We start from the raw sequence: 24,892 nt of genomic DNA on the forward strand, positions 1-24,892 counted from the left end.
ATTACATTATACTAAGACGTTCATCATGACAAATTATTCACATTTTTTATAAATTAAGGGAGGTGGTTAAAAATAATATACCAGATTTTACATAGACATTTTATTCATCAACTAGGCATTTTGAGCGCGCATAGCCGTAGTTCTGTAAGTGACGAATAACGATGTTGATGGATAAAAGAACATGTGAAATGGTAAACTATCTTCCGCCACTTCCCTAAGACTTTCGTACTTTGAATATTTAAAAATTAAAAGTATTAAGCTCTGTAAAACAATGCTTATCTACATTTATTAGGTCATTTTTTCCACATAGCAAGCATTTTTTCTGCCTTACGCAGATTTGCTAACTTCTGTCGTTTCTCATACACTTTCAAACATTTCTCAAGTAACTTTATTGCTTCATCTTTGTTACCTGACTTTCGTACAATAAAGCTTAAATTAAATTGGGCGTTGGCGATCTCTAACTCGTCACCTAATTCTTTTGCTATCTTCAAGCTTTGGCGATAATTTTCCAGAGCTGCAGTAAATTTTTTACATTTTACCATTAGGTTTCCAATGTGAGCAAAGCAGTCCATGGCCTTGCGTTTGTTCTCATTTTTTACATACATTTCCTTGGCAATGTTAAAAGATTTTTCACTTTCTTCTACTAAACCTTGCTCTCGATATAAATGCCCAATTTGCACATGTGTATGCGCCAAAGAAAAAATATCATTTATTTGTTCTTGGATTTTTGATGCTTCGATATAAAACTCTTTGGCAATACCCCAATCTTCTTTGCGACGATGAATATTTCCTATTAACCGAAAGCTCTGAGCAATTTGCCCCAGATTATTTGCTTCTTGATAGATTTGCAAACTAGCATTGAATTGACTTAATGCCTCGGAAAGTTTATTCTGTTCACTGTATACAACACCCAATAAGCGATAGTTTTCAGCCTCTTCCATCTGTAAATTCTTACTTTGAGATATATTCAAAGCTTTTTGTAAAAAGTCTTCTGCTTGTCGCCATTCTTTTTTTTGTTGTTGCAACGTCGCCATTTTACGATACGAAGATGAAAGCATTGGAGAATTATTAAGCTCTTTAAAAATGCCTAAACTTTTTTGAAGAAAATCTTCTGCTATTTGTAATTCTTGACGCTTTTGTTTTAAAACAGCTAGGTTCAAGTATACATTCGCTTCATTGACAATATTAATTCCTTTGCAATATTCTAGGCTTTTGTACAAGAGTTCTTCTGCTTTTTCCCAATCACCTTTTACCTGCAACATAATAGCAATATTAATTAGACATGAAGAAAGTGCTATTTTATCTCCAATTTCTTCATTAATATCTTGGGATTTTTGGTATAGTTCTAAAGCAAGATCTATTTTCCGCTCTTTCGCAGAAAGCACTGCGAGATTGTTATAAAGAGTTGCGAGTGCTGGACGATTGTTCATTTTTTGAAAAATGCCAATACATTCATCGTACAGTTTACGTGCTTCATCAAAAAAAGATGTCTTTTCTAAAACAATAGCTTTTTGACTAAGAACACTTGCTATAGAAGGTAGGCGATTAAATTTTCGTTCTATTTCTTCACTTAAAGCAAGCTTTTCTAAAGCTTTGTCATATTCTCCGCGTTTTTGCATAACGCTTGCTAAAAAGCGATAGCATAGAGATACACCAACAGTAATTTCGTGTTTTTCCGCAATTTCTAAAGCGGTAGAAAAATATTCTTCTGCCTTTTTCCATTCTCCACATTGATCGCAAAGTTGTCCAAGACTTGTGTTACTACTAACTATTCCTGTAGGGGAAGCTAATTCCTTGCGTATTTCTAATGAATTTTTAAGCCAACTACGTGCAACATCAAGTTGCCCTTCTTTGCGTTTAAGTATACCTAAACTATTGTATAAATCAGCACACCCTGCCTTGTATCCAGTAGCTTCAGCAATTGCAATTCCTTTAAGATAATACTCTTCGCTATGTTTCCATTTTCCTTGATGAAGTTCTAGATCGCCTAAACTTACATAGACGTTTGTAAGTTGTTTGTAACTCCAAATTTCTTTTGCCAAAAGTAAATTACGATTGTAATATTGGCGTGCCACATCCCACTCTCCTTGGGTTTTGTAAAAATTCCCCATACGCATACATAACTGCGCTACCCCTTCGAAATGAGCTGCTTTTTCTAAAAGATCAAGACCTTGCAAATAATAATCTTTACTCTCTTTTAAACTACCGTTATCTAAAGCTAGGTTACCCAAACCTTCAAAAATAAAAGCTTTTTCAATTGTGCATTCGTTTACTGTTTCTTCTAATACATCTTTGTAAATATTTTCTGCTTGCTCATGTTCTCCTTGGTAATGAAGTAAACCACCCAATTCGCAAGCAGCTTGGCATAATTTGTCGGTATCGTTTTGCTCTCGGTAACATTCGATTGCTTTTTGATAAAAATGCTGCGCTTTTGAATTTTGAGCTATGTGATGTAAGAGAGCAGCTAAACCATGATACACGCCGCTTGTTATATCCATGGAGCTACACCACTCTTGCAATTTGCTTTTAAGACCAATATCCGCACTTTTTTCTTCGATAATTGAAAGTGCTCCACCATCAACATGTTCCCACAATTTTTGCAAAAGATCAACGCCTGAAAACTGTAATACTGCGCTGCGCTCGTCATACAACTTAATTAAGCGCTCAACTTCTTTATGCGTTTTTTCATTTGGCAAAAAATTCCAATAAAAACCTTTGGCCTCAGCCGCTAAATCTTCAAGCATTATGTAGTTAGGGTTTGTATTTAGATCGTTACCACTATAGCCTATAAACAAAAAATGTCGTATTAATAGTAAACATCGCAAAAGACGAACTTTATTTTTTGATAGCCCCTGGCCTTCTTTGCTAAATGTTGTAATGATGCTTTGTGGGTTTTCCAAAGAACCATGAATTTTAAAAATTCGTACACCTGAGTACTCAGGAAAATCCATGAATCTTTCAAAGTCAGCCTCTGTCGCATATACAAAATAATCTTTATCCCTATCCATACCTTCTGCAAGCATCGCATCTTCCAAGCAAGTATCCAAATTAGCTGTAACATAAAAAGAAACATGACCTGATTTTGCCAATTTTGCGAGATATATATGATGATGATTAGGTTTACGATTTTTTAAAACATCAAAAGCTGACAAATATTTTTCACCTATCGATTCATAAAGAATTTGCGAAATAACTTCTGGTGCTATTTGAGCATCAATGATCTCTTTATCTATGTTTTTTAGCTCAGAACTATACGTGGCAAGAGCACGAACTATTTCGTCAATAAGCCGCCGCCAGTCCGGAATAGAAGAAGGAGCATCTATAGAAACCCCTGCACCAATAAAAAGAGCAAGTTTATGTTGTTCTAATAATCGACAGACATTTTTTAACATTATAGGGACCTTAAAAATAATTGAGCTAGTACTCTGTAAAGTTATTTTGATTTGCCTACTTTGTTTTTAAAGAGATCACAAAGGCGTATAGTTGTAGTTCATTAACTGAGGAGCAACAACATTCAAAACGAAAGACCAGGTTAAAGATTTATAATTAATTTTACGTAGTATTAAGGTCTTAGTTACAACTTTATTTTATTATAACTTCCGTTAGTATCTGTTGGCATTGAAAAAGCAAAATAAATTTGGATTTTCTCAGCAAAATACGCATAATAATGCTATTCTGTATATTACTAAATATTTTTCACAATTACTTAGGACACGACGACATTTATCTTCCTTACAACTTGGCTCTTTTAGAGATTAGATTACTTTTCAATTGCAGAGCAACGCTTTGTGCTTTCAAAGTGCTTACTACTCCTAAAACAATCCATATTAAAATATAAATGTCGATATACCCTATCAAAAAGTGTTGTTTGCAATCAAAATTTAAGGAGATAACAATGGCGAAGATCAATAACAATATGGAGCTAGCAGATTTTTTGGAAAAGCAATCTGTTATCTATGAAAGTTACTCTGCTCCTTTTGGCAAGGAATTGCTCGATTTGGCAACAGCATTCCGCGAAATTGATCCGCTAGAAATAAAAGAATTGAGAGATATCTCCAAAAATAAAGAAAGACTAGAGCAAGAAAAAATCAAATTAAAAGACAAACTTACACTTGAAAAAACAAAACTCGAAGAAAAATTACTCGTAGAAAAAGAAAAATTTTCACAAGAAAAAACAAAACTACAAGACAAACTTGTGCTCGAAAAAACAAAACTCGAAGAAAAATTGACCTCTGAACGCGAAAAAATGGCCAACAAAATTGAACTTGAAAAAACAAAAGTTCAAGAGAAATTGGACAGTGAAAAACGCAAAATACAACAAAAACTAGAACAGGATAAGATAAAAACTCGCGAACAGCTAGTTAGCGAGCAACAAAAAAATGAGCAACTTAAAGAGCAAATTGCCGAGTTAAAGTTAAAACACAAGGAAAGCGAAAGCAAGTACAAAGAGCAAATCACAGCCGAAAAAGAAAAGCAGAAAACCTCCACAGAAAAAGCCAAAGAACAATTGATTACCGAAAAAGACAAAAACAAACTTATTGTTGATAAATACAAAGAACTAATTGCTGAAGAAAAACAAAAAAACAAAGACATCGAAGAAAAATACAAAACAAAATTCAACGAAGAAAAAGACAAGGCAAAACAACTATTACAACAAGAAAAAGACAAAGTAAAAGAACAACTTCAGCGTGAAAAAGACAAAGTAAAAGAGCAACTTCAACGTGAAAAAGAAAAAGCCAAAGAAATACTAGACAAAGATCGAGAAAAAAGTAAAGAACAACTTCAACGTGAAAAAGATAAAATTCAAGAGCAACTCCAAAAAGATCGCGAAAAAAACAAACAAGATGTGATAAAACTACAGTATTTGCTAACAGAAGAAAAACAAAAGAGCAAAGATTTACAAGATGGTCACAAAGAGCAACTACAAGCCCTTAAAGAGAAGCATCAACAGCAAATCCAAGGGATAAAAACAACGGCGAAGAAAAAAGTACAAAAAAGTAAATTAAAAAACGAAGGAGAACTTCCAGGAGAATTCAGAGAAGAATTTGCACAAAAGTTGGAGAAATTTCAAGCCGAAGCCCAAGAAATCTCTAACAATTTTGACGAAGGTGGAGCAGAAACAATTCTGGAATTACAGACGTTAGTTGATAAGTACTGTAGCGGAGAAGAAATAAAAGAAGCGCAAGTTGCTTTTGAATTAGCTCACGTTGCCGAACACGGTCGTTTACAACTAATGAATGGCGGTTACTCGTGGCAAAAACATCATTTCACATATTACTCTGTAGAAGGTGAAATCATCGAAATTTTCACCCACAATAAATTTTCAGAAAATTCTCTACGTGCGATCGCTAATCTTTTAGATATAAGTATTACTAAACGCGGTAAACACCAAGTTCAACAACAAATTGTAAGCGAAATTTCCACACGCACTCACTAAGAAGTAGATTTTAAAAGTATACAAAAAAATTCTAGAAATCGAAAGAAACTAGTTAATGAACCCCGAAGCAAACTGGCTTGTCTATACAACAAATGATATTCAAGCACAAGAGCAATATTTTAAAATATATTATTTTGAATCTGGCTTCGGCAAAATTCAAGTGGGCCAAGAGTCTTACTCTATAGTATCACCGTGTTTATTATGTTTATCAGAAAAGAAGTATATAACGGACATTGGAGATACAGATGCGGTATTTCACACTATTTATTTTAATCCTCGTATTTTAAATACAACATTCCATTACGAAGTTTTGCGGCAAGATTTATCACAGTTACGTGGAACCCAACAATTAGATATTTATTGGCTACTGCCATTTATACAAAATAAAGGTTTTCTTTTGATAGGACCTTCGACAAGTAAACGTATTTTAGAAGTCATATTTTTTATAAATAAAGAGCTTAACGAACAAAAAGGACCGTTTTGGATTTGTCGTAGCCGTTCTTTTTTTTATGAACTACTCAATATTATTACTCATGTGCATTTTTCACCTAGTAAACTCGAATTACAAAAAAGTAGCATTGATGAAGAAGTTCAACAAATAGTTAACTATCTCAATGAAAATTATCATCAAAAAATTACAATTACTCAGCTAACAAAAATATTTTCTGTAAACAGAACTACGATGGCAGAAAAATTTCAAAAAGCGACTGGTATGTCTATAATAAACTACCTATCTAAAATTAGAATTCAGATGGCTTGCCTTTTGTTGCGCGATACAACTTTACGTATATACGAAATCATGCAACGTGTGGGATATGAAGACACTACTCATTTTGGACGCATGTTTCGTAAACAAATGGCCAAAACGCCTAGTGAATATCGCACAGAACTTAGATAATACTAATTTTGCGAAGGAATGGTAATTACATCGCCATTATTTGGAATAATAACATCTTTGTTAATTTCCTCTCCCAGAGTCGTAACTACCTGTCGAAGTTTATCTCTTGTTGTAAAACAGTGATCAAGCGAACCCATGTGAATAGCAATTATTTTGCTACTGCTATTATATTTTTTTGCCGCTAAGATAAAGTTAATCGCCTGTTCTTCGTCCATCATTAATGGATCTGGTGAAAGTTGCTCTACCACAGCTCCTCCAGTATGAACAATAATAATATCTGGAGCATATAGCCTTAAGATATTTTCAACACGCCCTTCTTCGTCCAAAATTGTATCCCCGGTCCAATAAATTGTCGGCTGTTTTTGTGCTCGAAAAACAAGACCATTTACTCCACCCATAAATCTGGTCAAGGTTCCTTTACCGTGTAAACCAAATTCTTGTATAATTTCAATTTTGTTATAAAAAATTGATTTTGAGGTTACAGAACCAATAGTTTTCACATTGCTAAATCCAAAAGCTTGCAATTGCTCAGTAAAAGTAACCATATCTGGGTTTTGTGGATGCATAGGAGATTTATTATCAGGGGTAATAATAGGCAAATGTCTATGAATATAACTTGCCGCAGCCATATCAAAATGATCAGCGTGCATGTGTCCAACAACAACAGCATCAACACCTTCTAATATATAATCGATACTTTTGGGTAAATCAACCGTTGGATTTTTTTCAATGCCAGCAAAAGAAGGTAATTCGCCTTTCTTAGAGAACATCGGATCTAATAAGAAAACTTGTTTGTTGTTTTTTGATCCATAAGTTAGTTTTGCAGTAGCATTGCGAAAAAATTCATATGTCACACAATCTTCAGATTTTTGCGCGCATAAAATTGTCAACGACATAACTACAAATAAAATTCGAAAAAATAAAAAACTCTTCATTAGCCATTCCTTTTGTATACATTTTAAGAATTACAATTAGGACCTACTAAAACGTCCTAAACAGTTTGACTATCATATAGGAATGCTTACTTTCTGAGAAGAGCGAATTTACAGTTTTTATCAGCCATTTAGCAAAATCTGCTTTTCGCTCAAGGAACCAAAAGTTAAAAATAAAATGACTATTGTCTTGTACCTAAAGGCCTGTCCATTTATGTAGACAGCCTAAAAGTGATGCTATAGATTTTTTTATGCCTGAATTTAATAAGTCAACAGTAATCGAGCTTTGCCCTCTTAATTCGAAATCCAATCGTAGTTTAACATCCATTTTCTCATGAAATGTTACAAGGTTGTTACACTTACTTATTTTACAAAATGTTATACTAAACCTACTACTTATTTTAAACGGTTTTTGCTATGTGGAGAGACTTCAACACTACGTCATTATTAATAATGGCAAAGAACCCACAAAAAAAGAACAAAGGACAATTTTAAGTGGGCGTGTCAAGTCACCGATTCTAAACGCAGTAACAACTTTTATTCACCTAAGACAAAAAGGAAACTATAATGAGAATAATATTTTTAGTTACGATTGCAATGTTGCTTTTTTCTTGTCAAGAAAAAACAAATCAATCCACAGAAGCACAACAAAAACATTCTACATCTACAAAGAAGCTGCCAAAACAGATGAAAGGTTACGAATTTTATAGTTGGAAACAAGGTACAGAGTGGTATTTTTGCTTGATTACAGGAACGAATAGATTAAAAACAGCGGAAGAAATTACACCTATAGAAGAAAAGATAGAAGATCGGTGGGTGAAAATTACAGTAAAAGGCGTAGACAAAGCGAAAAAAGTGCTACAACAACTTGAAAGCGGAACAAGTTTATTTGGAAGTAATTTGTATAGAGATCAACCTGTTTTAGACAAAAAAATTCAAGACGAATTAATCAAATTTACAAAAAACCTAAAAATAAATTTGACGTTTTAGCTAAAACCTAATTTTCAATTGTTTTTCCAACATATTGGCCATCGTACTCATATAGAGACTAACATGATTAGGATTATTGCGTTCTAGATAGTTTTTATCTGTTAGTCTACTTAGCACATTTTGGTCAGATAGGTTTTCAAGGTGGCTCATATCGTAATGGCTAAAACCTATTTGGTCCATTGTTACAAATAGATCATCAATTTTACGATCACTATCTCCACAATAATCTTTCGCATGTTCAGTCCACTCATCAAGCTTATGATCAACGGCCTTAACTATTTCGATGTCGCTCATTTCTGTAACTGTCTGTACTAAATGTCCACAATTACACCTCCCCATGTGTCCCCATTCGTACTTTACACCTTGGTCAAGATTTTGCGCTGCTTTGCGTAGTGCTTCAATAAGAGTTTTATTTGCTTTTGGCATCTGATTTCCTATCAAATAAAGTCCATGTTTTTGTTTGCCAATTAAAATGTTGTTGAGGGTTAAATTTGTTCTTATACGCCATCTTTGTACATTTTTCAATGTAATACCCGAGATAGTAGTAAAGGTTATCAAGTTTTTTGGCGTATTCGATCTCTTTTAGAATGCTAAATGTTCCCAAGTTTAGGTGTTGATAATCAGTGTCGTATACAAAATATATACTACTCAGAGTACTATGTCCTTTATCCAGAAACCCTGCGCCAATAAGTTTTCCATTCAAATAAAATTCGGACTGCAATCCTGGACAAGAGGGTAAATAAAAACTATGTAAGAAATTCTCTTTACTACCTTCAGTTTGAGAAAAGCGATTTTGAGAATGTTTTTTGTATAGTTCAAAGATTCGGTCATCGTAGCGTAAAGAAGAAAAGCAAACCTCAACATCAATATTCTTTTTTAAAACGCGTTTTTGGCTTTTACTTGGCTTAAAATCCTGAACAAGAACTCTTGTTGGTATACATGCTTGACAACCAGGGCATCTTGGTCGAAAAAAATACATTCCAAATTTTCGCCAACCATTTTCGAGTAAATGTGCAATTTCATATTCGTCTAACTCATGTGCAAAAAAATATTCAAAACGTTTTTGCATTTTAGGCAAATACGTACACGATTCCAGATCGTCATAACGTTTTTCTTGAAGAAGTATCACTTAAATCATCCTTATGTTCAGATTTTAGCTTAGCACAGCTTGGTTGTTTAACAAAAAAATTGGGAACCCACTGTAAAATTTCAATAAAATAGTAAAATAGTCAAAAAAAAAATGTTATTATAAGTTGTTGACTGGTTACCTAGAAAGGTACCTTGTAAACTCTGTCAATTCGTCCCGCACAATAGCTTATAGAGAGTTCTATGCAATCACATTGTATCCATAATAGATACCAAATTAAAGAAATAATTGGTAGAGGTCGCGTGAGCGTCGTGCATCGAGCCTTCGACAAACGTATCAAACGATATGTTGCTATCAAACAAATTTCGAGTAGCACTCCCAATTACGAAAAAACCGTAAAAAAGTTAAGAAGAGAATATCATTTACTAAGCGATATTCATCACTTCAACATAATAAAAGCGTATGATTTTTTTCAAGAAGAGGGCAGCAGTTTTTTTGTTATGGAGTATGCTCGTGGTGTTCCCTTGGATACATTTATTGTAAATCACCCATGGAGCTTAGATTTAGTAGAACAACTCGCTATCTCAATCCAAATATGCCAAGCTATAGAACAAGTACATAACAGAGGATTACTACATCGCGATATCAAACCTCAAAATATTTTCATCGACACTGAGGAAGGCACTGTTAAACTTTTAGACCTAGGTATTTCAAAGTCGCTTCATTCTAACCTCCATACTCTTACAAAGACACTAGCAATACAGGGCAAGGTAGGATATATGAGTCCCGAAAGAATAAACGGTACAGAGTGTAGCAACAGTGATGTGTTTTCTCTTGGGGTTGTACTATACCAACTATTTTCATGGTCGCGACGCTCTCCGTTTACTGGCAATAACGTATTTTCAACAATTGATAGAGTACAGAAATATTCGCCACCCCCAATTGTCAACTATCTATATAGCCCTGACCAAGAACACTACCAACAACTCTCACTTATCTTAAATAATACTTTACACAAAGATCCACAACAGAGAACTCAAAAAGTACAAAAACTTTGTAAAGAACTATCAAATCTTTATAAAACATTCCCTCACATAGGGAGCAAGTGGTTTGTTGATGTTACTTATATAAACAAGAAGAAAACGACACAAACTATAAATTTCTTGCGCAATTCTCGTTTTATTAAATATGCAATTGCGATTGTTTTTGCACTAATAATTGTTTTTGTCAGTATTGGTATTAAAAATGCTCAACAAAATTCAGCACTTCGCTCTTCTTCTGTTAAAATTGAAAACTCATTATCACAACAAGAATCTGCAGAGAATTTTTTTCAAAAAGCACTAGATTCTTATTATTTTAAAAATAATTATGTGCAATCGTGGGAAGAAAACAAACGTGCTTTAGCTCTTTATTCTAAAGAACCAAGATACCTTGTTCATAAAGCCAAAATGCTTTTTTTAGGTCACGGCGTAGAAAAAAATGTTTCCCAAGCACATCAAATTGCACAATCGCAGTTGTTTAAACTAAAAGCAAACAAAGATGGTTTTAGCCTATACATACTTGGATATGCATATAGCATCGGTTTAGGGATTCCTAAAAACTACCGCGAATCTGTTAATTGGTATACAAAAGGTGTACAAAAAAATCACCCGGTAGCAATGAATAACCTCGCTATATACTACGATAATCAAAAAAAACTTGTTGATGCTTTTTTATTACTACAAAAATCGGCCCAAATGGGTTTACCCACAGCTCAAGTAAATATTGCACTTCGCTATTTTAGAGGTTTTGGTGTTGTTCGCGATTATGGAAAAGCTGTGTCTCTCTTCCATCAAGCCGCGTCAAGTAATCACTCTCAGGCAATGGAACAGTTGGGCATATGTTACTATAATGGATATGGAGTTAATAAAAACTATATTCAAGCAGTAGAATGGTTTCGCAAAGCCGCACTTACAAATCGAGTGCTCGCGATTTATGGTTTAGGATATTGTTATGAGCACGGCCACGGAGTAAAGCGAAGTATCGTTGAAGCTATTATCTGGTATAAAAAAGCTGCTGTTTTTGATTACGAACCAGCAAAAAAACGTTTAGAAATTATTAATCGCTAACTGAATACACAACAATATTTTCTTTACTTCTTTTTCAAACGCAAATATGATAATGGTTAGCTTAAGCGAAAGTAAAATCGCAAGATGCATTATCAAGACACTTACATATTAAAATCTAGAAAGTTTAGCAATGGCTCACTATATTCACGATATTGTTGCAAAGTTTAGCAGTACAAATATCTTACTCATAGGCGATATCATACTTGATCACTACGCTTTTGGGGTCGTTGATCGTATATCCCCCGAATCTCCTATCCAAATTCTTGATGTTTCGCGAGATGAGTACCGATTAGGAGGCGCAAGCAATGTAGCAAATAATATCGCTGCTTTAGATGCTCAGGTAACAATAACAGGGGTTATCGGTAACGATGAGAATGGCAAGATGCTGCGTGACGCTCTAAAGGAACAAGGAATTGAGGACGCATTATTTATAGACAACAGTCGTCCTACTACTGTAAAAACGAGAATGATTGCCCAAGGTCAACACTTACTAAGAGTTGATCGTGAAAAAAAGGAATTTCTTTCTCAAGAGCTCAACAATAAAATTCAACACTATATTAGTGAAAACATTGATCGTTATGACGCAATTGTCATATCCGATTACGCCAAAGGTGTTCTTTCAAAAAAATTATGCCAGAAGGTTATACAAATTGCCCAAGAAAATGGCAAGCCCACACTTGTAGGACCAAAAGGAAATGATTGGTCACTTTACAAAAACTCAACTCTTATCTCGGCTAATCGTAAGGAAACAGAAGAAATAGTCGGTTTCAATTTGAATACTACTGAAGATATCAAAAAAGCTGGAAATCTTTTGTTGGAAACACTTGAAATAGAGGTTGCGGTTATCACGCTAGGACCGAAAGGTATATTTGTCGCAACTAAAGATAGTCAAATTCATATCAAGGCCGATGCAAAAGAAGTGTTTGATGTTACAGGTGCTGGAGATACAGTATTATCTTTACTCAGTTTATGTACAGCAATAAAGTGCTCTTGGAAGCATGCTATTTCACTTGCTAATACCGCTGCAGGTATTGTTGTTGGTAAAGTTGGTGCCTCTACCGTAACGCCAGAAGATTTATATGCCAAAGTTATCTACAACGAGAATACTCATCTCAAAAAACTAAAAAAACTCGCAGATGTTATTGTTGAGCTGGAGCTTTTTCGTAACCAAGGACGAACGATTGTGTTTACAAATGGTTGTTTTGATCTTTTACACCCTGGACACATACGCTATCTCGAATATTGTCGTAATCGTGGTGACATCTTGATTGTAGGCCTAAATAGCGATGCTTCTATTTCTCGTCTAAAAGGAGCCGAACGTCCCGTAGTAAAAGAAAACGATCGCGCGGAAATGTTGGCAGCTTTGACGGCAGTTGACTATGTTGTTATTTTCGAGGATGACACTCCTGTAAATATAATAAAAAGTATCCAGCCAGACGTTCTTGTAAAAGGCGCTGATTGGCAAGGTAAAGAAGTTGCAGGAGCTAAATTCATTGAATCATACGGTGGAAGTGTTGAATTTTATCCTTACCAAGAAGGCTATTCTACAACTAATATTATTACATCAATCACTAATAAATAATGCGAGAGCTCTTAGAAAAACGCCCTAGTATTATGAAAAGTACTGCTCGCATTTTGGTATTTATTTTTTTTACATCTTGCAGCCACCAAACAAAAGAAATACCTTTATCACAAGTTGCAAAAAAATTAAATATGAAGGTTTACTGGAATCCTGAACATGATAATGTATATCTTAAAAAACAAAAATCATACTACATCTTTGCGGATAAAAGTAGTAGAGTGTTCACTCATCGTGGACAGTATAAAATGTCTGCTCCAGCAGTAAAAAAGCGCGGTGAAATATTTATACCTCAAAAGTTTTTATTGAAATACCGACAGCATTGTTTGGAAGATAAACAACATTTTGTAACGATACAAAAAAAAACAGCAAAGATTCCACAGGTAGCTAAAAAAATTATAATCATTGATGCTGGGCATGGCGGAAAGCATCCAGGAGCTGTGAACCAAGACATACACGAAAAAGATCTTAATTTACTAATGGCTCGTTATATTTCTGAGCCACTCAAAAAAAAATACGGTGTGCGTTTCACAAGAACAGCAGACTCTTTTATTAGTCTTTCGCAACGAGTTACTTCTCAAAGTAACGCGGCATTATTTTTGTCTATCCATTTCAATGCTGCTACAAATAAAAAAGCTTCAGGATTTGAAGCGTGGATAAGTACACAAGGAAATAAACAACGCTTAAATAAAAGTAATAGATTGGCACAGAAAATCTTAAAAAACATAGCAAAAGACACAGCTTTAACAAACCGCGGTATACGCATTGGAGATTTTTACGTTTTAAAAAACAGTACTGTACCAGCTGTTTTATTGGAATGCGGTTTTATAAGTAACGAAAACGATTTACAGTGGTTTCTAACCCCAAAAAATATACAAAAATTTTCGCAATCTGTCGCGCGAGCAATTGATGAATATTTAGAAATTTATGAGTGAGCAAATTCTATGTCAGAAAAAATTTTTTTTTGTACACAGTGTGCCCAAGAACAAAAATGTACAGTTGACCCTTTCAATGGTAAAATTTCATGTACCGTGTGTAACGAACATGTTGGACATGATAATTCTCATGGTCCTGTTGCTAAATCAGGTAATGAAAACATTGCTTTTGGAGAACCTTCTCAAGCTCCGTTTAAAGAAAATCAAGAAAAAAAGCCACTTGTAATTGATGTAGGTCAAAAAAATTCGCACGAAGAAAATCCTATACAAAGTTACGATGACCAAGATTCACAAATTTTTGCGGATTCTGCTTTGCAAACCCCAAATTTTCACAGTAGTATCGACGTTGCTTATGATAAAAGTAAAGGAAGTCCTTTTTTATTCTTTCTTACTATTTTCTTTCTATCAACCCTTGTAAGTGTATTTGGTATTGTGTACTTTGTACAGAAAGCAACTCAGAAATCTCCGGCAAAAATTCCCAAAGCTGAACGAAAAAAAACTTCACCTCTAGAACAAATAAAATTTTTAGAGAATTTACGTGTAGAACGCACCCAAAAAGTAAAGAAATCCATTGTAATCATTGAAAGCACTACTTCAACCTACTTAAACTCATTCAAACAAGGTACAGGGTTTATTCTCGATGAAATAGGACATGTTGCTACTAATCACCACGTAATTAGTCAAAATTTAGGAAAAATAACAGGCATTCTACATAATGGACGACGCATAAATTTTTTATTGCACTCTTATGATGAAATATCGGATCTTGCCATTCTTAAAATAATGGATTTCGAAAAAATAAAAACAGAAGTACAAACAATAACATGGGGAGATTCAAAGGCGGTCAAAACTGGAAATCATATTTGGACTCTCGCCCATCCAAGAGGTTTATATTTTAGTTTAATTAATGGTTTTGTCTCTCATCATAGTCGCTACTTAGCTACCTACTTGCCAAAAAAAGACTACCCAAACGGTGGTTACTTTCATTCATGGATTCAAGTTGATGCTGTAATTACAGAAGGGGTTAGTGGAGGACCACTTTTTAATTTGGATGGTAAAGTTATTGGTGTAAATACGCGGAGAAGCGAATATTCTGGTTTAGGTTTTTGTATTCCAAGTGATTATGTTCAAGAAATCATAAGCGAGTTACTTAATTTTAAACAAGTTATCCGCAATACCCTAGGCATCGTGTGGCGTCCAAATTGGCATATTAAACAAAACCAAGGAGCTGTTGTTGGTCTTACAATTCCATATTCTACAGCAGAAAAGGCTGGCTTAAAACCTGGAGATGTTATATACGAAATTAATGGCAAACCAGTTACTTGTCGTCAACATCATGATTTGCCTTCGTTAAGAAAAAGAGAAAGTGAACTATCTTCAGATCAGCAAACAATAGTAAAATTTAAAAGAAAAGATATGATTTATGAAATTCGCCTTTTTCCTGAATTACGCAAACCATTCTACGATAAAATTATTTTTTTTCGCGAATTAAAGTTATGGGGAATTCCTATATCTCCATCATTGCAAGCATACCTTAAAACACCTCAAAAAGTAGGAATTTGGATTATTGACATACATCACTCAAGTCCATTTTTTAAAGCCGGATTAGCAAAAAATGATTTGTTGTTGGGAATTAATAATCCCTTCAAGTCAAGCTCTGATTTCTTGGAAATATATAATAAACTACCGCGTAAGCAACGAATTCACTTAATAGTACAAACAGGTCAACAGATACGAAAATTGCGTTTTTGGACAAAATAAACGAGTTGGACCTCTTCTACACACCTCTCATCCAAACTCGAACAAAAGAGTTTTAAATTCTTTTAAAGGTTATCTTTCGAATCCTTCGAGTATGAGTGTTATTCGCTACTTTAGATTTTTTAGATTAAACAGGAACGGTTACTTATAACAGATTTTGTAATTTTTTGTTAGAAGTTAAATTAACGCTTTGATATAATTTACAACTAAAGTATCATCAATTAAATTCTTAATTTACTGGCAAATTTAAAGGTGTAAATAAAAAACACTTTAAAATTTACAAAGTATATAAATAAATTGATGATATATCATGTTGTTAGGGATATGTTTTATCTTTATCACTTCGTAACAATTTCCAATAGTAACCTTTTCGCAAATTACCGCGCGTAAGTTTAATATTAGAAGTTGCCAATAGGCGATAAAGAAGTCCCAACATAACCAAATATAATGATCTATAAACCAAGTTGCATGAGTTTTTATTCCTGTATTTCAAGTTAAAATACAAGAACTTAATAGATCACTAAATCTTCAATAAAAATGTTTAGTGGAGTAACTTCACCGTTTTGTAACTGCTATACTTTTGGAACTGCCTGAATTTTATTCAGTAACAGTTTGAAATTTCTAAAAGTACATCTGTTACAATCTCTGCTACTAAGTATTGATATGGGTTAATGTTCTGAAACTTTGACACGAAACTTTTGAAGGGAGGAGAAAATGAGGGGTATTCATTTCTCCATATTTTACATACTCATACTTTTTTGCCCCTTTATTTCTTTATTTGCAGATACTACTGATGAGGAAATATTAAAATTAGGCGAGGAAGCAATTGCTCATTATGAACAAGGCGATTATGAGCGTGCTATCTTAAAATTTAACACTATACTTTTGGCTCGACCTAATGATAGTCAAGCACTAAAGCTGAGACAATTAGCTGGCGATGAACTAATGATGAAAATGCTAGCTGAAGGGGGAGAACTTTCAAGAGTTGCTCGCGCCCTACTTCTATATGCTGAAAAAGCTCCTATACGCCAAGAGAAAGATCTTGCAACAATTAAACGCTTAGTAGTTCAAGCAGCTACTGGAAGTTTATTTGCAAGAAACGAGGCAATTACTCTATTGCAAACGCAAGTTGGCGAGAGAGCTGTACCAGAGATGTTACCTTATCTTGCTAGCAAAACTCAAGAAAGAGAACGAATCAATATCATTCTTGCCGCTAGTAAAATGGGACGTGCTGCAGTTGTACCTCTAACAGAAGCATTGAATACCGAAGATATTTATCTCAAACAACAAATTGTTATCCTTCTGGGGCACATGGGTGATGGACGCTGTGTAGCTGATTTAAAAGCTCTTACAGAAAATCCACAAACTTTACCGGAAGTAAAACAATATGCAAGAGAATCATTGCGCAAACTAACCAATAAAACATCGATTGCATTACCTGCCGCAAAAGAACTTTTTTATCGCAAAGGTATAAGGTATTATCAAGAACATCCAAAGTACATGCCTATACATTTTGCAAACTGGTTGGATTGGCGTTGGGAAAAGAACCAACTTGTATATAAAGAAATCCCACATTTTGCGTATAACGAAATTATGGCAGAACATGCTGCTCACGAAGCTCTTGATATAGATCCAACATTCAAAAAAGGTTGGGGGCTTTTAGCACAAGTTTACTATGCTCAGCATACAGAAATTACCGCCATAGAAGAAGCAGCAAAAGACCGAGATCTTGAACTTCCAACAGATGAATTAAATCAATTTCTTGAAGAAAAAAAAGTATCTGACAAAGCAAAATCTCTTTCTCGTGCTTTTGGATATAAGTTACTTATTCAATCATTAAAAATGGCTTCCCGCAACGGACGACCTGAAGTTACAAGAGAAATTCTAAATGAAATAGGTAACCAAGGAAGTAAACAAAACGTTATCAATGGCTCTTTAATACAAGCTCTTAAATCCAAAGATAAACGAATTCGTTATGCTGCAGCCGAAGCTATTGTTAAAATCAATCCTCCTGGACGATTCCGAGATGCGGATACAGCAATAAAAGTGCTAGTAGAAGCTTTAAGTGAATCTGACGCGCGTGTTATTCTTGTCGTTGAAGATGATGACGAAACTCGTAATAGACTGATTAACATTATTCGCAATATGAACATGGTTGCTTTTGGTGCAAGTACTGGTAGCGAAGGGTTACAAAGAGCAAAAGCATTTCCTCCTGAAGATTTAGTCATTGTATCTTCTCAATTGGACGATATGGCAACTAGCTATTTTGTTAACTCAATGCGCGAAGATTATCGTACTAAAAAAATTCCGGTAATGATTATATGCCCAGAAGGACAAGAAGCTAAACACAAAGAACTGTATAAAGAAATTGATGTAGTAAAAGGTGTGGTAACAGAGCCATTTGCACCAGAAAAAACCAAATTAAGTATTCGCGAACACTTAGTTGATTCGAATACTGACTACAAAGGAAAATCGCGCGAAATAGCAAGAAGAGCAGCAGCAGCACTTGCTTTTATACCAGCGGGAAATAGAGTTTTCAATGTACGAATTGCCCAAGAAGCATTAGCTGATGCTATTCGTACGCGTCATGATTCTATTCGTGAACCGGCAATACACGCTCTCAAAAAATTTGGCGATGCAAATAGTACTGATGCCCTCCGAGAAACTCTTTACAACAACAGTTCAAGCATTCATATTCGTACTTTAACAGCTTCAGCCCTAGGTCACATATACAACCGTCAAAACATTAAAGTTCCATCAGAAGATGTCGACAAACTTATGCTTATTTTAGGCGAAAAGCTTCCTGCGCAAGATGACTTAAGTTTTGATGAAAAAGTAGATTCTTTTCACAATGCAATTTATACACTTCTTGGACAATCAGAAATGTCAGCAGGAGATAAACGCAAAATATTCTTTCAACATCGCATTCACAAAGAAATTGGTGTTGTACAAGAAAAAGGCGAAGACTCTACTGAAGACCAAGACCAAGAACAGTCAAGTGAAGACAGAGAACAAACTGACGAAGGACCAGATAGCATTTGGAAAGATGATTCGTTAAGCGACGACTATGACTCTGAAGATGATCGTGATTCTGAAGACGACTATGATTCTGAAGACGACTATGATTCTGAAGATGATTCTGAAGAAGATGATTCTGAAGAAGATGATTACGAAGAAGATGATTACGAAGAAGATGATTACGAAGAAGATGATTACGAAGAAGATGATTACGAAGAAGATGATTCTGACTTAGATTCTGATGATGATCGCGACTAGTAAATAATTTATAACCAAGGGTTTTACAAATCCTTGGTTATAAATCTATGTTCATTTTTTACAGCTAGGTTATTTAGACACTAATTTCTGTTACTTAATTAAAGAATACAGTTTAAGGTCTACCACTATTAATCGGTTGATATAAAAATTGGAATGTGGACGCGCCCTAAGATCTCAGCTTTCTAATAAAGCGAATGTTTTAAATATTTCTTTCAATGTTTAAAGAAGTTAATTGAGGGAAAATCATTCGTAAACACTTGAAATAAATACGAAAGGGTAAATGTGCGATTTGGCATTATCTCAGATATACATGCTAACTTAGAAGCTCTACAAACAGCGTTAGGTGTATTAGAAAAAGAAGGTGTAGAACAAATTATTTGTTTGGGAGATGTTGTGGGTTACGGTGCTAGCCCTAAAGAATGCTTAGATATTATGAGTAAAAACAACATTCCTACTATTCGAGGCAATCATGAACGTTATGTTATCGGAGAATTTAACGAAGCTGTCAAAGACGATACCATGAAAGTAATCGAATGGACAAGAAATACTGTGGGCCCTGAATTATTAAAATTTATAGAGACAATGCCAAATAAGATGCTCCATGAATCTGGATTTCTTATTACTCATGGATCTCCGCGAAACAAGGATGAATACCTCATTAAATTAAATTCATTTATTGCAAGTTTGAAATTTATGGAAGATAAGCATCCTGAGATAAAAATATGCTTTCATGGGCATACTCATGTCCCATCTATATGGGCCAGAGGTCACATCGTTCAAAATATAACAGAAGATAAAACAGTGCAATTAGATCCAGAAAAAACATATCTCATTAACCCAGGAAGTGTTGGACAACCAAGAGACAAGTGTCCGCTAGCCTCGTTTGGTCTATATGACGATGAAAAATATACTTTTCAATTTTTTAGAAAAGAATATGATGTTGAAGAAGCACAGAAAAAAATACATGAAAATTTAGGTTTTGCAGGTAGATTTGCAGACAGATTGAGTATTGGTGCTTAAAAAATATGGATATTGACGGATTTTGTTACAATTCAATAGATTTTCACAAAGACGATCTTTTATTGGTTAAGATTTGTTTAGAGCATAATTTCTTGCCAGCAAAAGAATTACAAAAAATGTTGGCTAATTCTGCTGGACAACAACTTATTTTTCAGCTTACAGGTTACTTAGATGAAGCAAAATTATCGCAACTTATTAAACTACATAATTCTAAAATTTTATGCGAATGTGGCGCACTATTAACTAAAGGTATTGCTAGATGTAGTGAGTGTAATGAACGAATTCCTGACCGCAATCAAAGATCTACTCGTAAACACAAACGATATGGGAAATATAAACCTATAGAAAAAGTAGGGCAAGGAAGTGTTGGAACAGTTTATAAAGCGATACAAACCGACCTAGACAGAATTGTTGCTCTAAAAGTACTTCAAGCTGATGTCGACGATACTGCTTTTTTACGATTTAAACAAGAATCGCAAGCTGTTGCTAGTTTAAACCATCCATCAATAGTATCTCTTCACGATGTTGGTCAAGCAAACAACGAATATTTTTTAGCGATGGAGTTTGTAGATGGAAAACCGTTAACTAACTATATTCGCAAAAGAAAATTGACAATTGAAGACACAGTAAAAATCATTATTCAAATTATTCGTGGCCTACAACACGCTCACGAAAAAAAAATTATTCATCGTGATATAAAGCCAGACAATATCATTATTACCAATGATAAAATACCAAAAATTACCGACTTTGGTTTAGCTCGTCGCCTAAATCAAAAAAGTCGCATAACTCAAAATGACATAATAATGGGAACTCCTATATACATGTCCCCTGAACAAGCAAGCGGCGAGCACAATTTAGAGTATTCAACGGATATATATTCCACTGGAGTTGTTTTTTATGAAATGTTGTCAGGACAACTCCCTTTTAATAACGATTCAACCACTCTTGTTCTTTTGCATAGGATAATAAAAGATCCTCCTCCAGCGCTACATCAAGTTGACCCATCTATACCCCCCGCATTAAATGATATATGTATGACAGCTCTTGAAAAAGATCCTAAAGACCGTTACAAAACCATGAAAGATTTTGCAGATAAAGTCGAGATGTTTTTTGAAGACAATTATGTAAAAAAAGAGCTTCCCATTGTTGAAGATATATCAACTGATGAATTAGAAATCGACCACAATGTAAAAAAGAGAACTCTGCGAACACTTATATCAAAAGAAGATCGTTTAGAGTGGTATGATATTGTTTTGTGGGTTTTATTAGGTTTTGGCCTCGTGTACTTCTGCCATAAAGTATTCTAAATTTCGAATCATTTAATACTGACCTCATTTAATGTTTATAATGCTATTAATTTTGCAATGCTGTACTCTGGTAATTAACAGACTCATTTTCTTCAACATCAAGTAACTTAAATCGCTGTTGCCAATTTTTATAGAGCGAAAAAACATAATCTTGATAAGCTTTCGCATCTGTAAAATTCTGTGGATGTATTGGATTAAAAATATGACAATGTGTATGTTTATTAATAGCTGTCATTAATTTAAATAAATGTTTTACTAAATTGTCTTCCCATCCCCATTCATAAGCATTCTCTGCCTCATATTGTAAATATACAGGAAGAATAGGTATCCCTGTTCGATGAGAAATGTCAAAAGCCCCTAATTTAAACGGAGTCAAATCTCTTCCGTAGCAACCTCCTTCTGGATATATTAAAATATTATGCCCCTTCTTTATCGCATCAAAACAAGCTTCTTTCGCAGCATTACGAGAGTCTTTACTATCGCGATGCACAAAAACAGTACCTGTAGCTTCAGCAATCCGACCGACTAAAAACCACTTACGCACACCTGCTTGTGCTAAAGGTTTTACGGAGAACAATGCATTTATCATAAGTAAGTCATATCCTGAAGGGTGATTCGATATTAAAATATATTGTTTAGGTAAAGGAGGTGCAAAATTTTCATGTATATGAGGCGACTTGCCAAGAAAACGAATAAAACTCCAACAAAACAGTCGAAATAATTTAGGCATGAATGGTTTCACTAAAAACTTTGGTAAGAGTGATACGACGAAAACAAAGATTGTAATTAATATGAAGTCAATTAAACGAAAAATAAAAAGAATCGTTTTAAACAAAACATAAAACATGTAAATCTCCTCAAGATATTTTTTCAAATGATATCAACACGCCCAAATTTATAACTTTCTCTAAGCACTTTTTTATAATTATTCTCTCGATTGTTTTAACCGCTCGAATATATCATTTATTGTTTTTAATAAAACCTTTTTATCTTTCTGCTCTTTTGCATCTTCCATGAAAATAAGCATTTCCATCGAAAAACGCGCATACAAATTTGTTAAATTTTTCATTTTTAAACTGTGATCTATTTTTAGTAATTTTTGGTTTTTTTCTTGTCTGTTAACAAATTCACTCTGCCAAATAATAATATTGTTTACTTCTTTCTGTAAATTTCCCTGTTTATTTATTATTTTCCTTATATTAGATATCTGCTGTAAAAGATCATCAAATATTTTATGCATTGACTGTTGTGGAATATCTCGTAAATTCCATTTTACAATATAATTTTCTATTACGTCAGAAAATGGTTCCGAAGGTAGAAATGTAGGTATTTTTTTTATGAGCTTATTAGCAACTCCTCTTGTATACCACTGGTATAAAAAAGACATATATAACGAGGTAAAATCATTATATGATTTACCATCAATTTGTCTTATATTTCCATAAAGTGCGCTTTTTGTGTCCAAAAGTAATTGATTACTGTACTCAATAAAGTATTCTTGCTCAACCTTTTGCATCTGCATGTATTTTTTTTGCAGTTCTAACATATCTAATAAGAAATTTTCTCTATGAGCGATTGTCACTTTACCAAATTTTGGCGCGGAGAACATTTCATTACACTTTTGAGAGAATAAGTTATATTCACTTATTAGCTTTTGTTGTTGTCCTTTTGGTGCCATAGCTATCATTTCATAAATTAAATTGTTTTCTATTTTTAAAAACAATTCTTCGAATTCTACTTCTCTATACGGAGGAACGTCTTTATTTTTTTCAATGGCATTTAGGTAATCTACAGTAACAAGATCCTTCATTATATTAATTAAAGCTATACTTTTTCGCATAATAGGAAACAAAGGAACGACATAACCTGTTTCATAAAATATTCGCTCTTGGTCTCGAGTAAATTCAAAACTTTTTTGCCACCTGTCCTTCCAAACATGCCAGTCTCCAGCATTTAAATTTTGTTTTTTAAAGTAATAATATTTTTTCTTTGAAGCGCTGTATAGTGCCTGTATATCAGAAAGTAGTTTTTGTGATTTTACGTATCTTTGCGAATAGATCTCCTCGTATTCAGCAGCATTGCCATAGTAAAAGTCATAAGACGCCTCTGTAAAATTTACTGCTTGCAACTCTTCAGGTGCATTTGCAGATGGAGAGTAAAAAGCTACGATTTTAAAATTTCCAGGAGGTAATTCACGATGTAGAAAAGGACCGTATTCCACCATCATCTTATCCATATCACATGGCTTTTGACTCACTACTACTTTTCTCAAAGAACTTGTATGTATAAGCTGTGTTTGTATGTAGGTTTTTTTAGGAAAATTACTTGCGAAGTTCACAGTGAAATTTACTTCCGAATTTTCATTAGAAATTTCATACTTAAGAATATTTATCGTATATTTTTTATTAGCGGCTTCAATTGTTTTTGGCACTTGGTTAACATTTTTTTGAGGCAATTTATTAGATGATTTTTCATTACCTTCAAAAAAACGAATTGCAACAGCAACAAGGACAATACATATTGGAAAAAGTAAATAGCGTTTCATTACATCCTCTTTTTATAAAAAACAATAGGAACGTGTCCTGCAAGTAAATTCTTTTGACTACTTATTTATCTTGAGTTTTTAGAAGAAAATATTAAGATAAGGAACAAAAAGTACATTGCAATCAAGTATAACGTTCTTTTAGGAATTTATACAAAGTATTTTTTATTAGGTTTTTTTACTCTCAGAAGGGAGATACGAGGTTAAAAAGATTTTTAAATACCGACACTTAAAAATATATACTATTTAGGTATCCTCGTCACAAAATAATGAAAATAATCGTATGTGTTAAACAGGTTCCTGATACTGCTACGAAAATAAAAGTGGGAACTGATGCAAAAACAATTGATTCTTCAGGGATAGAATATGTAATTTCTCCTTATGATGAATTAGCAGTAGAGCATGCTGTTCAAATCAAAGAAAACAATGACGACATTGAAATCGTTGCTGTTACTATGGGCACTACCGACAGTGACAAAATACTTCGTCATGCCTTAGCAATGGGTGCTGATAGAGGTATATTAATTGAGAGCGATGTTAATTGTGACTCATTTTGTACAGCACAAGCATTGGCAAATGCTATAAAAGAAGAAAACGCTGATTTGGTTCTCTGTGGTGTAAAAGCAGTAGACGATGACTGTTCGCAAGTTGGTGGTATTCTTGCAACGCTCTTAGATATGCCTTTTATCTGGAGCGCAGCGGAATTAGATTACGAAGAAAACAAAGTCACCGCGCAAAATGAATTAGCAGGTGAAACATACACAATAGAATGCGAATTACCTTGTTTAGTGTCAATACAAAAAGGTTCTATTGAGGCGCGAATCAACTCTCTTATTAGTATTCGCAAAGCACGTAAAAAAGAAGTTCAAAATGTAAGTCCTACTTTAAGTGATGCAGTTATACAAACTGAAAAACTTGAGCTTCCAGCTGCCAAAGTTGGTGGACGCATTGTAGGAGAAGGTCCAGAGGCCGTCACCGAACTGTTTAAACTATTACGTGAAGAATCAAAAGTATTATAAT

General features: G+C 34.1%; 17 protein-coding genes. 11 read left to right on the forward strand and 6 right to left on the reverse strand.

Translation table 11 applies throughout. The annotated features are described in order from the left end of the window. Positions 1–293: 293 nt before the first annotated feature. On the reverse strand, positions 294–3,392 hold the full coding sequence (locus tag UABHE_RS29065; protein WP_372366857.1) for a tetratricopeptide repeat protein: 3,099 nt from the start codon (positions 3,390–3,392) through the stop codon (positions 294–296). Between the two features lie 503 nt (positions 3,393–3,895). Between UABHE_RS29065 and UABHE_RS29070 the strand changes: the two genes are divergently transcribed. Next, positions 3,896–5,437, forward strand: coding sequence for a hypothetical protein (locus UABHE_RS29070; protein ID WP_372366859.1), 1,542 nt, complete (start codon positions 3,896–3,898; stop codon positions 5,435–5,437). A 55-nt stretch (positions 5,438–5,492) separates the two neighbouring features. Further along, positions 5,493–6,335 carry a helix-turn-helix domain-containing protein gene (locus UABHE_RS29075; RefSeq protein ID WP_372366861.1) on the forward strand — a complete coding sequence of 281 codons (843 nt, stop codon included), beginning with the start codon at positions 5,493–5,495 and terminating at the stop codon, positions 6,333–6,335. 2 nt (positions 6,336–6,337) lie between these two features. On the opposite strand, the gene UABHE_RS29080 is transcribed toward UABHE_RS29075, so the two are convergent. Continuing rightward, positions 6,338–7,270 (reverse strand): MBL fold metallo-hydrolase, encoded by a 933-nt coding sequence (locus tag UABHE_RS29080; protein WP_372366862.1) that lies wholly within the window; start codon positions 7,268–7,270, stop codon positions 6,338–6,340. Positions 7,271–7,834: 564 nt separating this feature from the next. On the opposite strand from UABHE_RS29080, the gene UABHE_RS29085 reads away from it, so the two are divergent. After that, positions 7,835–8,257 (forward strand): hypothetical protein, encoded by a 423-nt coding sequence (locus UABHE_RS29085; protein WP_372366864.1) that lies wholly within the window; start codon positions 7,835–7,837, stop codon positions 8,255–8,257. On the opposite strand, the gene UABHE_RS29090 is transcribed toward UABHE_RS29085, so the two are convergent. Both UABHE_RS29090 and UABHE_RS29095 read right to left on the reverse strand, forming a co-directional pair. Then, complete coding sequence (locus UABHE_RS29090) at positions 8,258–8,683, reverse strand: hypothetical protein (protein WP_372366866.1); 426 nt, start codon at positions 8,681–8,683, stop codon at positions 8,258–8,260. Then, positions 8,667–9,386: an arginyltransferase gene (locus tag UABHE_RS29095; RefSeq protein ID WP_372366867.1), complete on the reverse strand. Its 720-nt coding sequence runs from the start codon at positions 9,384–9,386 to the stop codon at positions 8,667–8,669. The genes UABHE_RS29090 and UABHE_RS29095 overlap by 17 nt, the downstream gene beginning before the upstream one ends. Positions 9,387–9,586: 200 nt before the next feature. Between UABHE_RS29095 and UABHE_RS29100 the strand changes: the two genes are divergently transcribed. From UABHE_RS29100 to UABHE_RS29130, 7 genes are all read left to right on the forward strand, one after another. Continuing rightward, a complete protein-coding gene (locus UABHE_RS29100; RefSeq protein WP_372366868.1) occupies positions 9,587–11,452 on the forward strand; it encodes a protein kinase in 1,866 nt (621 codons plus the stop codon). 130 nt (positions 11,453–11,582) lie between these two features. Next, the gene (gene rfaE1, locus UABHE_RS29105) at positions 11,583–13,034 is read left to right on the forward strand and encodes a D-glycero-beta-D-manno-heptose-7-phosphate kinase (protein ID WP_372366869.1); all 1,452 of its coding nucleotides are present in this window, start codon (positions 11,583–11,585) and stop codon (positions 13,032–13,034) included. A 32-nt stretch (positions 13,035–13,066) separates the two neighbouring features. Next, positions 13,067–13,966 (forward strand): N-acetylmuramoyl-L-alanine amidase, encoded by a 900-nt coding sequence (locus tag UABHE_RS29110; RefSeq protein WP_372366870.1) that lies wholly within the window; start codon positions 13,067–13,069, stop codon positions 13,964–13,966. Between the two features lie 9 nt (positions 13,967–13,975). Next, positions 13,976–15,727, forward strand: coding sequence for a trypsin-like peptidase domain-containing protein (locus UABHE_RS29115; RefSeq protein WP_372366872.1), 1,752 nt, complete (start codon positions 13,976–13,978; stop codon positions 15,725–15,727). Positions 15,728–16,438: 711 nt separating this feature from the next. Beyond that, positions 16,439–19,000, forward strand: coding sequence for a HEAT repeat domain-containing protein (locus UABHE_RS29120; protein WP_372366873.1), 2,562 nt, complete (start codon positions 16,439–16,441; stop codon positions 18,998–19,000). A gap of 282 nt (positions 19,001–19,282) precedes the next feature. Next, positions 19,283–20,020 carry a metallophosphoesterase gene (locus UABHE_RS29125; protein ID WP_372366874.1) on the forward strand — a complete coding sequence of 246 codons (738 nt, stop codon included), beginning with the start codon at positions 19,283–19,285 and terminating at the stop codon, positions 20,018–20,020. Positions 20,021–20,025: 5 nt separating this feature from the next. Next, positions 20,026–21,330, forward strand: a complete 1,305-nt coding sequence (locus UABHE_RS29130) for a serine/threonine protein kinase (RefSeq protein WP_372366875.1) — start codon at positions 20,026–20,028, stop codon at positions 21,328–21,330. Between the two features lie 46 nt (positions 21,331–21,376). Here UABHE_RS29130 and UABHE_RS29135 read toward each other — a convergent pair whose 3' ends face one another. Beyond that, positions 21,377–22,060, reverse strand: coding sequence for a lysophospholipid acyltransferase family protein (locus UABHE_RS29135; protein WP_372366876.1), 684 nt, complete (start codon positions 22,058–22,060; stop codon positions 21,377–21,379). Between the two features lie 195 nt (positions 22,061–22,255). Next, entirely contained in the window at positions 22,256–23,875 is a 1,620-nt protein-coding gene (locus UABHE_RS29140; RefSeq protein ID WP_372366877.1) for a hypothetical protein, read from the reverse strand. A gap of 266 nt (positions 23,876–24,141) precedes the next feature. On the opposite strand from UABHE_RS29140, the gene UABHE_RS29145 reads away from it, so the two are divergent. Then, positions 24,142–24,891: an electron transfer flavoprotein beta subunit/FixA family protein gene (locus tag UABHE_RS29145; protein ID WP_372366878.1), complete on the forward strand. Its 750-nt coding sequence runs from the start codon at positions 24,142–24,144 to the stop codon at positions 24,889–24,891. Position 24,892 lies beyond the last annotated feature (1 nt).

The organism is Candidatus Uabimicrobium helgolandensis (genome assembly GCF_041508025.1).
Taxonomy (GTDB): domain Bacteria; phylum Planctomycetota; class Uabimicrobiia; order Uabimicrobiales; family Uabimicrobiaceae; genus Uabimicrobium; species Uabimicrobium helgolandensis.

Coding starts and splice junctions, on each gene's coding strand:
- UABHE_RS29065 (WP_372366857.1), bottom strand. CDS start 3,392: ATGTTAAAAAATGTCTGTCGATTATTAGAACAACATAAACTTGCTCTT.
- UABHE_RS29140 (WP_372366877.1), bottom strand. CDS start 23,875: ATGAAACGCTATTTACTTTTTCCAATATGTATTGTCCTTGTTGCTGTT.
- rfaE1 (WP_372366869.1), top strand. CDS start 11,583: ATGGCTCACTATATTCACGATATTGTTGCAAAGTTTAGCAGTACAAAT.
- UABHE_RS29130 (WP_372366875.1), top strand. CDS start 20,026: ATGGATATTGACGGATTTTGTTACAATTCAATAGATTTTCACAAAGAC.
- UABHE_RS29135 (WP_372366876.1), bottom strand. CDS start 22,060: ATGCCTAAATTATTTCGACTGTTTTGTTGGAGTTTTATTCGTTTTCTT.
- UABHE_RS29080 (WP_372366862.1), bottom strand. CDS start 7,270: ATGAAGAGTTTTTTATTTTTTCGAATTTTATTTGTAGTTATGTCGTTG.
- UABHE_RS29145 (WP_372366878.1), top strand. CDS start 24,142: ATGAAAATAATCGTATGTGTTAAACAGGTTCCTGATACTGCTACGAAA.
- UABHE_RS29085 (WP_372366864.1), top strand. CDS start 7,835: ATGAGAATAATATTTTTAGTTACGATTGCAATGTTGCTTTTTTCTTGT.
- UABHE_RS29120 (WP_372366873.1), top strand. CDS start 16,439: ATGAGGGGTATTCATTTCTCCATATTTTACATACTCATACTTTTTTGC.
- UABHE_RS29090 (WP_372366866.1), bottom strand. CDS start 8,683: ATGCCAAAAGCAAATAAAACTCTTATTGAAGCACTACGCAAAGCAGCG.
- UABHE_RS29115 (WP_372366872.1), top strand. CDS start 13,976: ATGTCAGAAAAAATTTTTTTTTGTACACAGTGTGCCCAAGAACAAAAA.
- UABHE_RS29110 (WP_372366870.1), top strand. CDS start 13,067: ATGAAAAGTACTGCTCGCATTTTGGTATTTATTTTTTTTACATCTTGC.
- UABHE_RS29075 (WP_372366861.1), top strand. CDS start 5,493: ATGAACCCCGAAGCAAACTGGCTTGTCTATACAACAAATGATATTCAA.
- UABHE_RS29070 (WP_372366859.1), top strand. CDS start 3,896: ATGGCGAAGATCAATAACAATATGGAGCTAGCAGATTTTTTGGAAAAG.
- UABHE_RS29100 (WP_372366868.1), top strand. CDS start 9,587: ATGCAATCACATTGTATCCATAATAGATACCAAATTAAAGAAATAATT.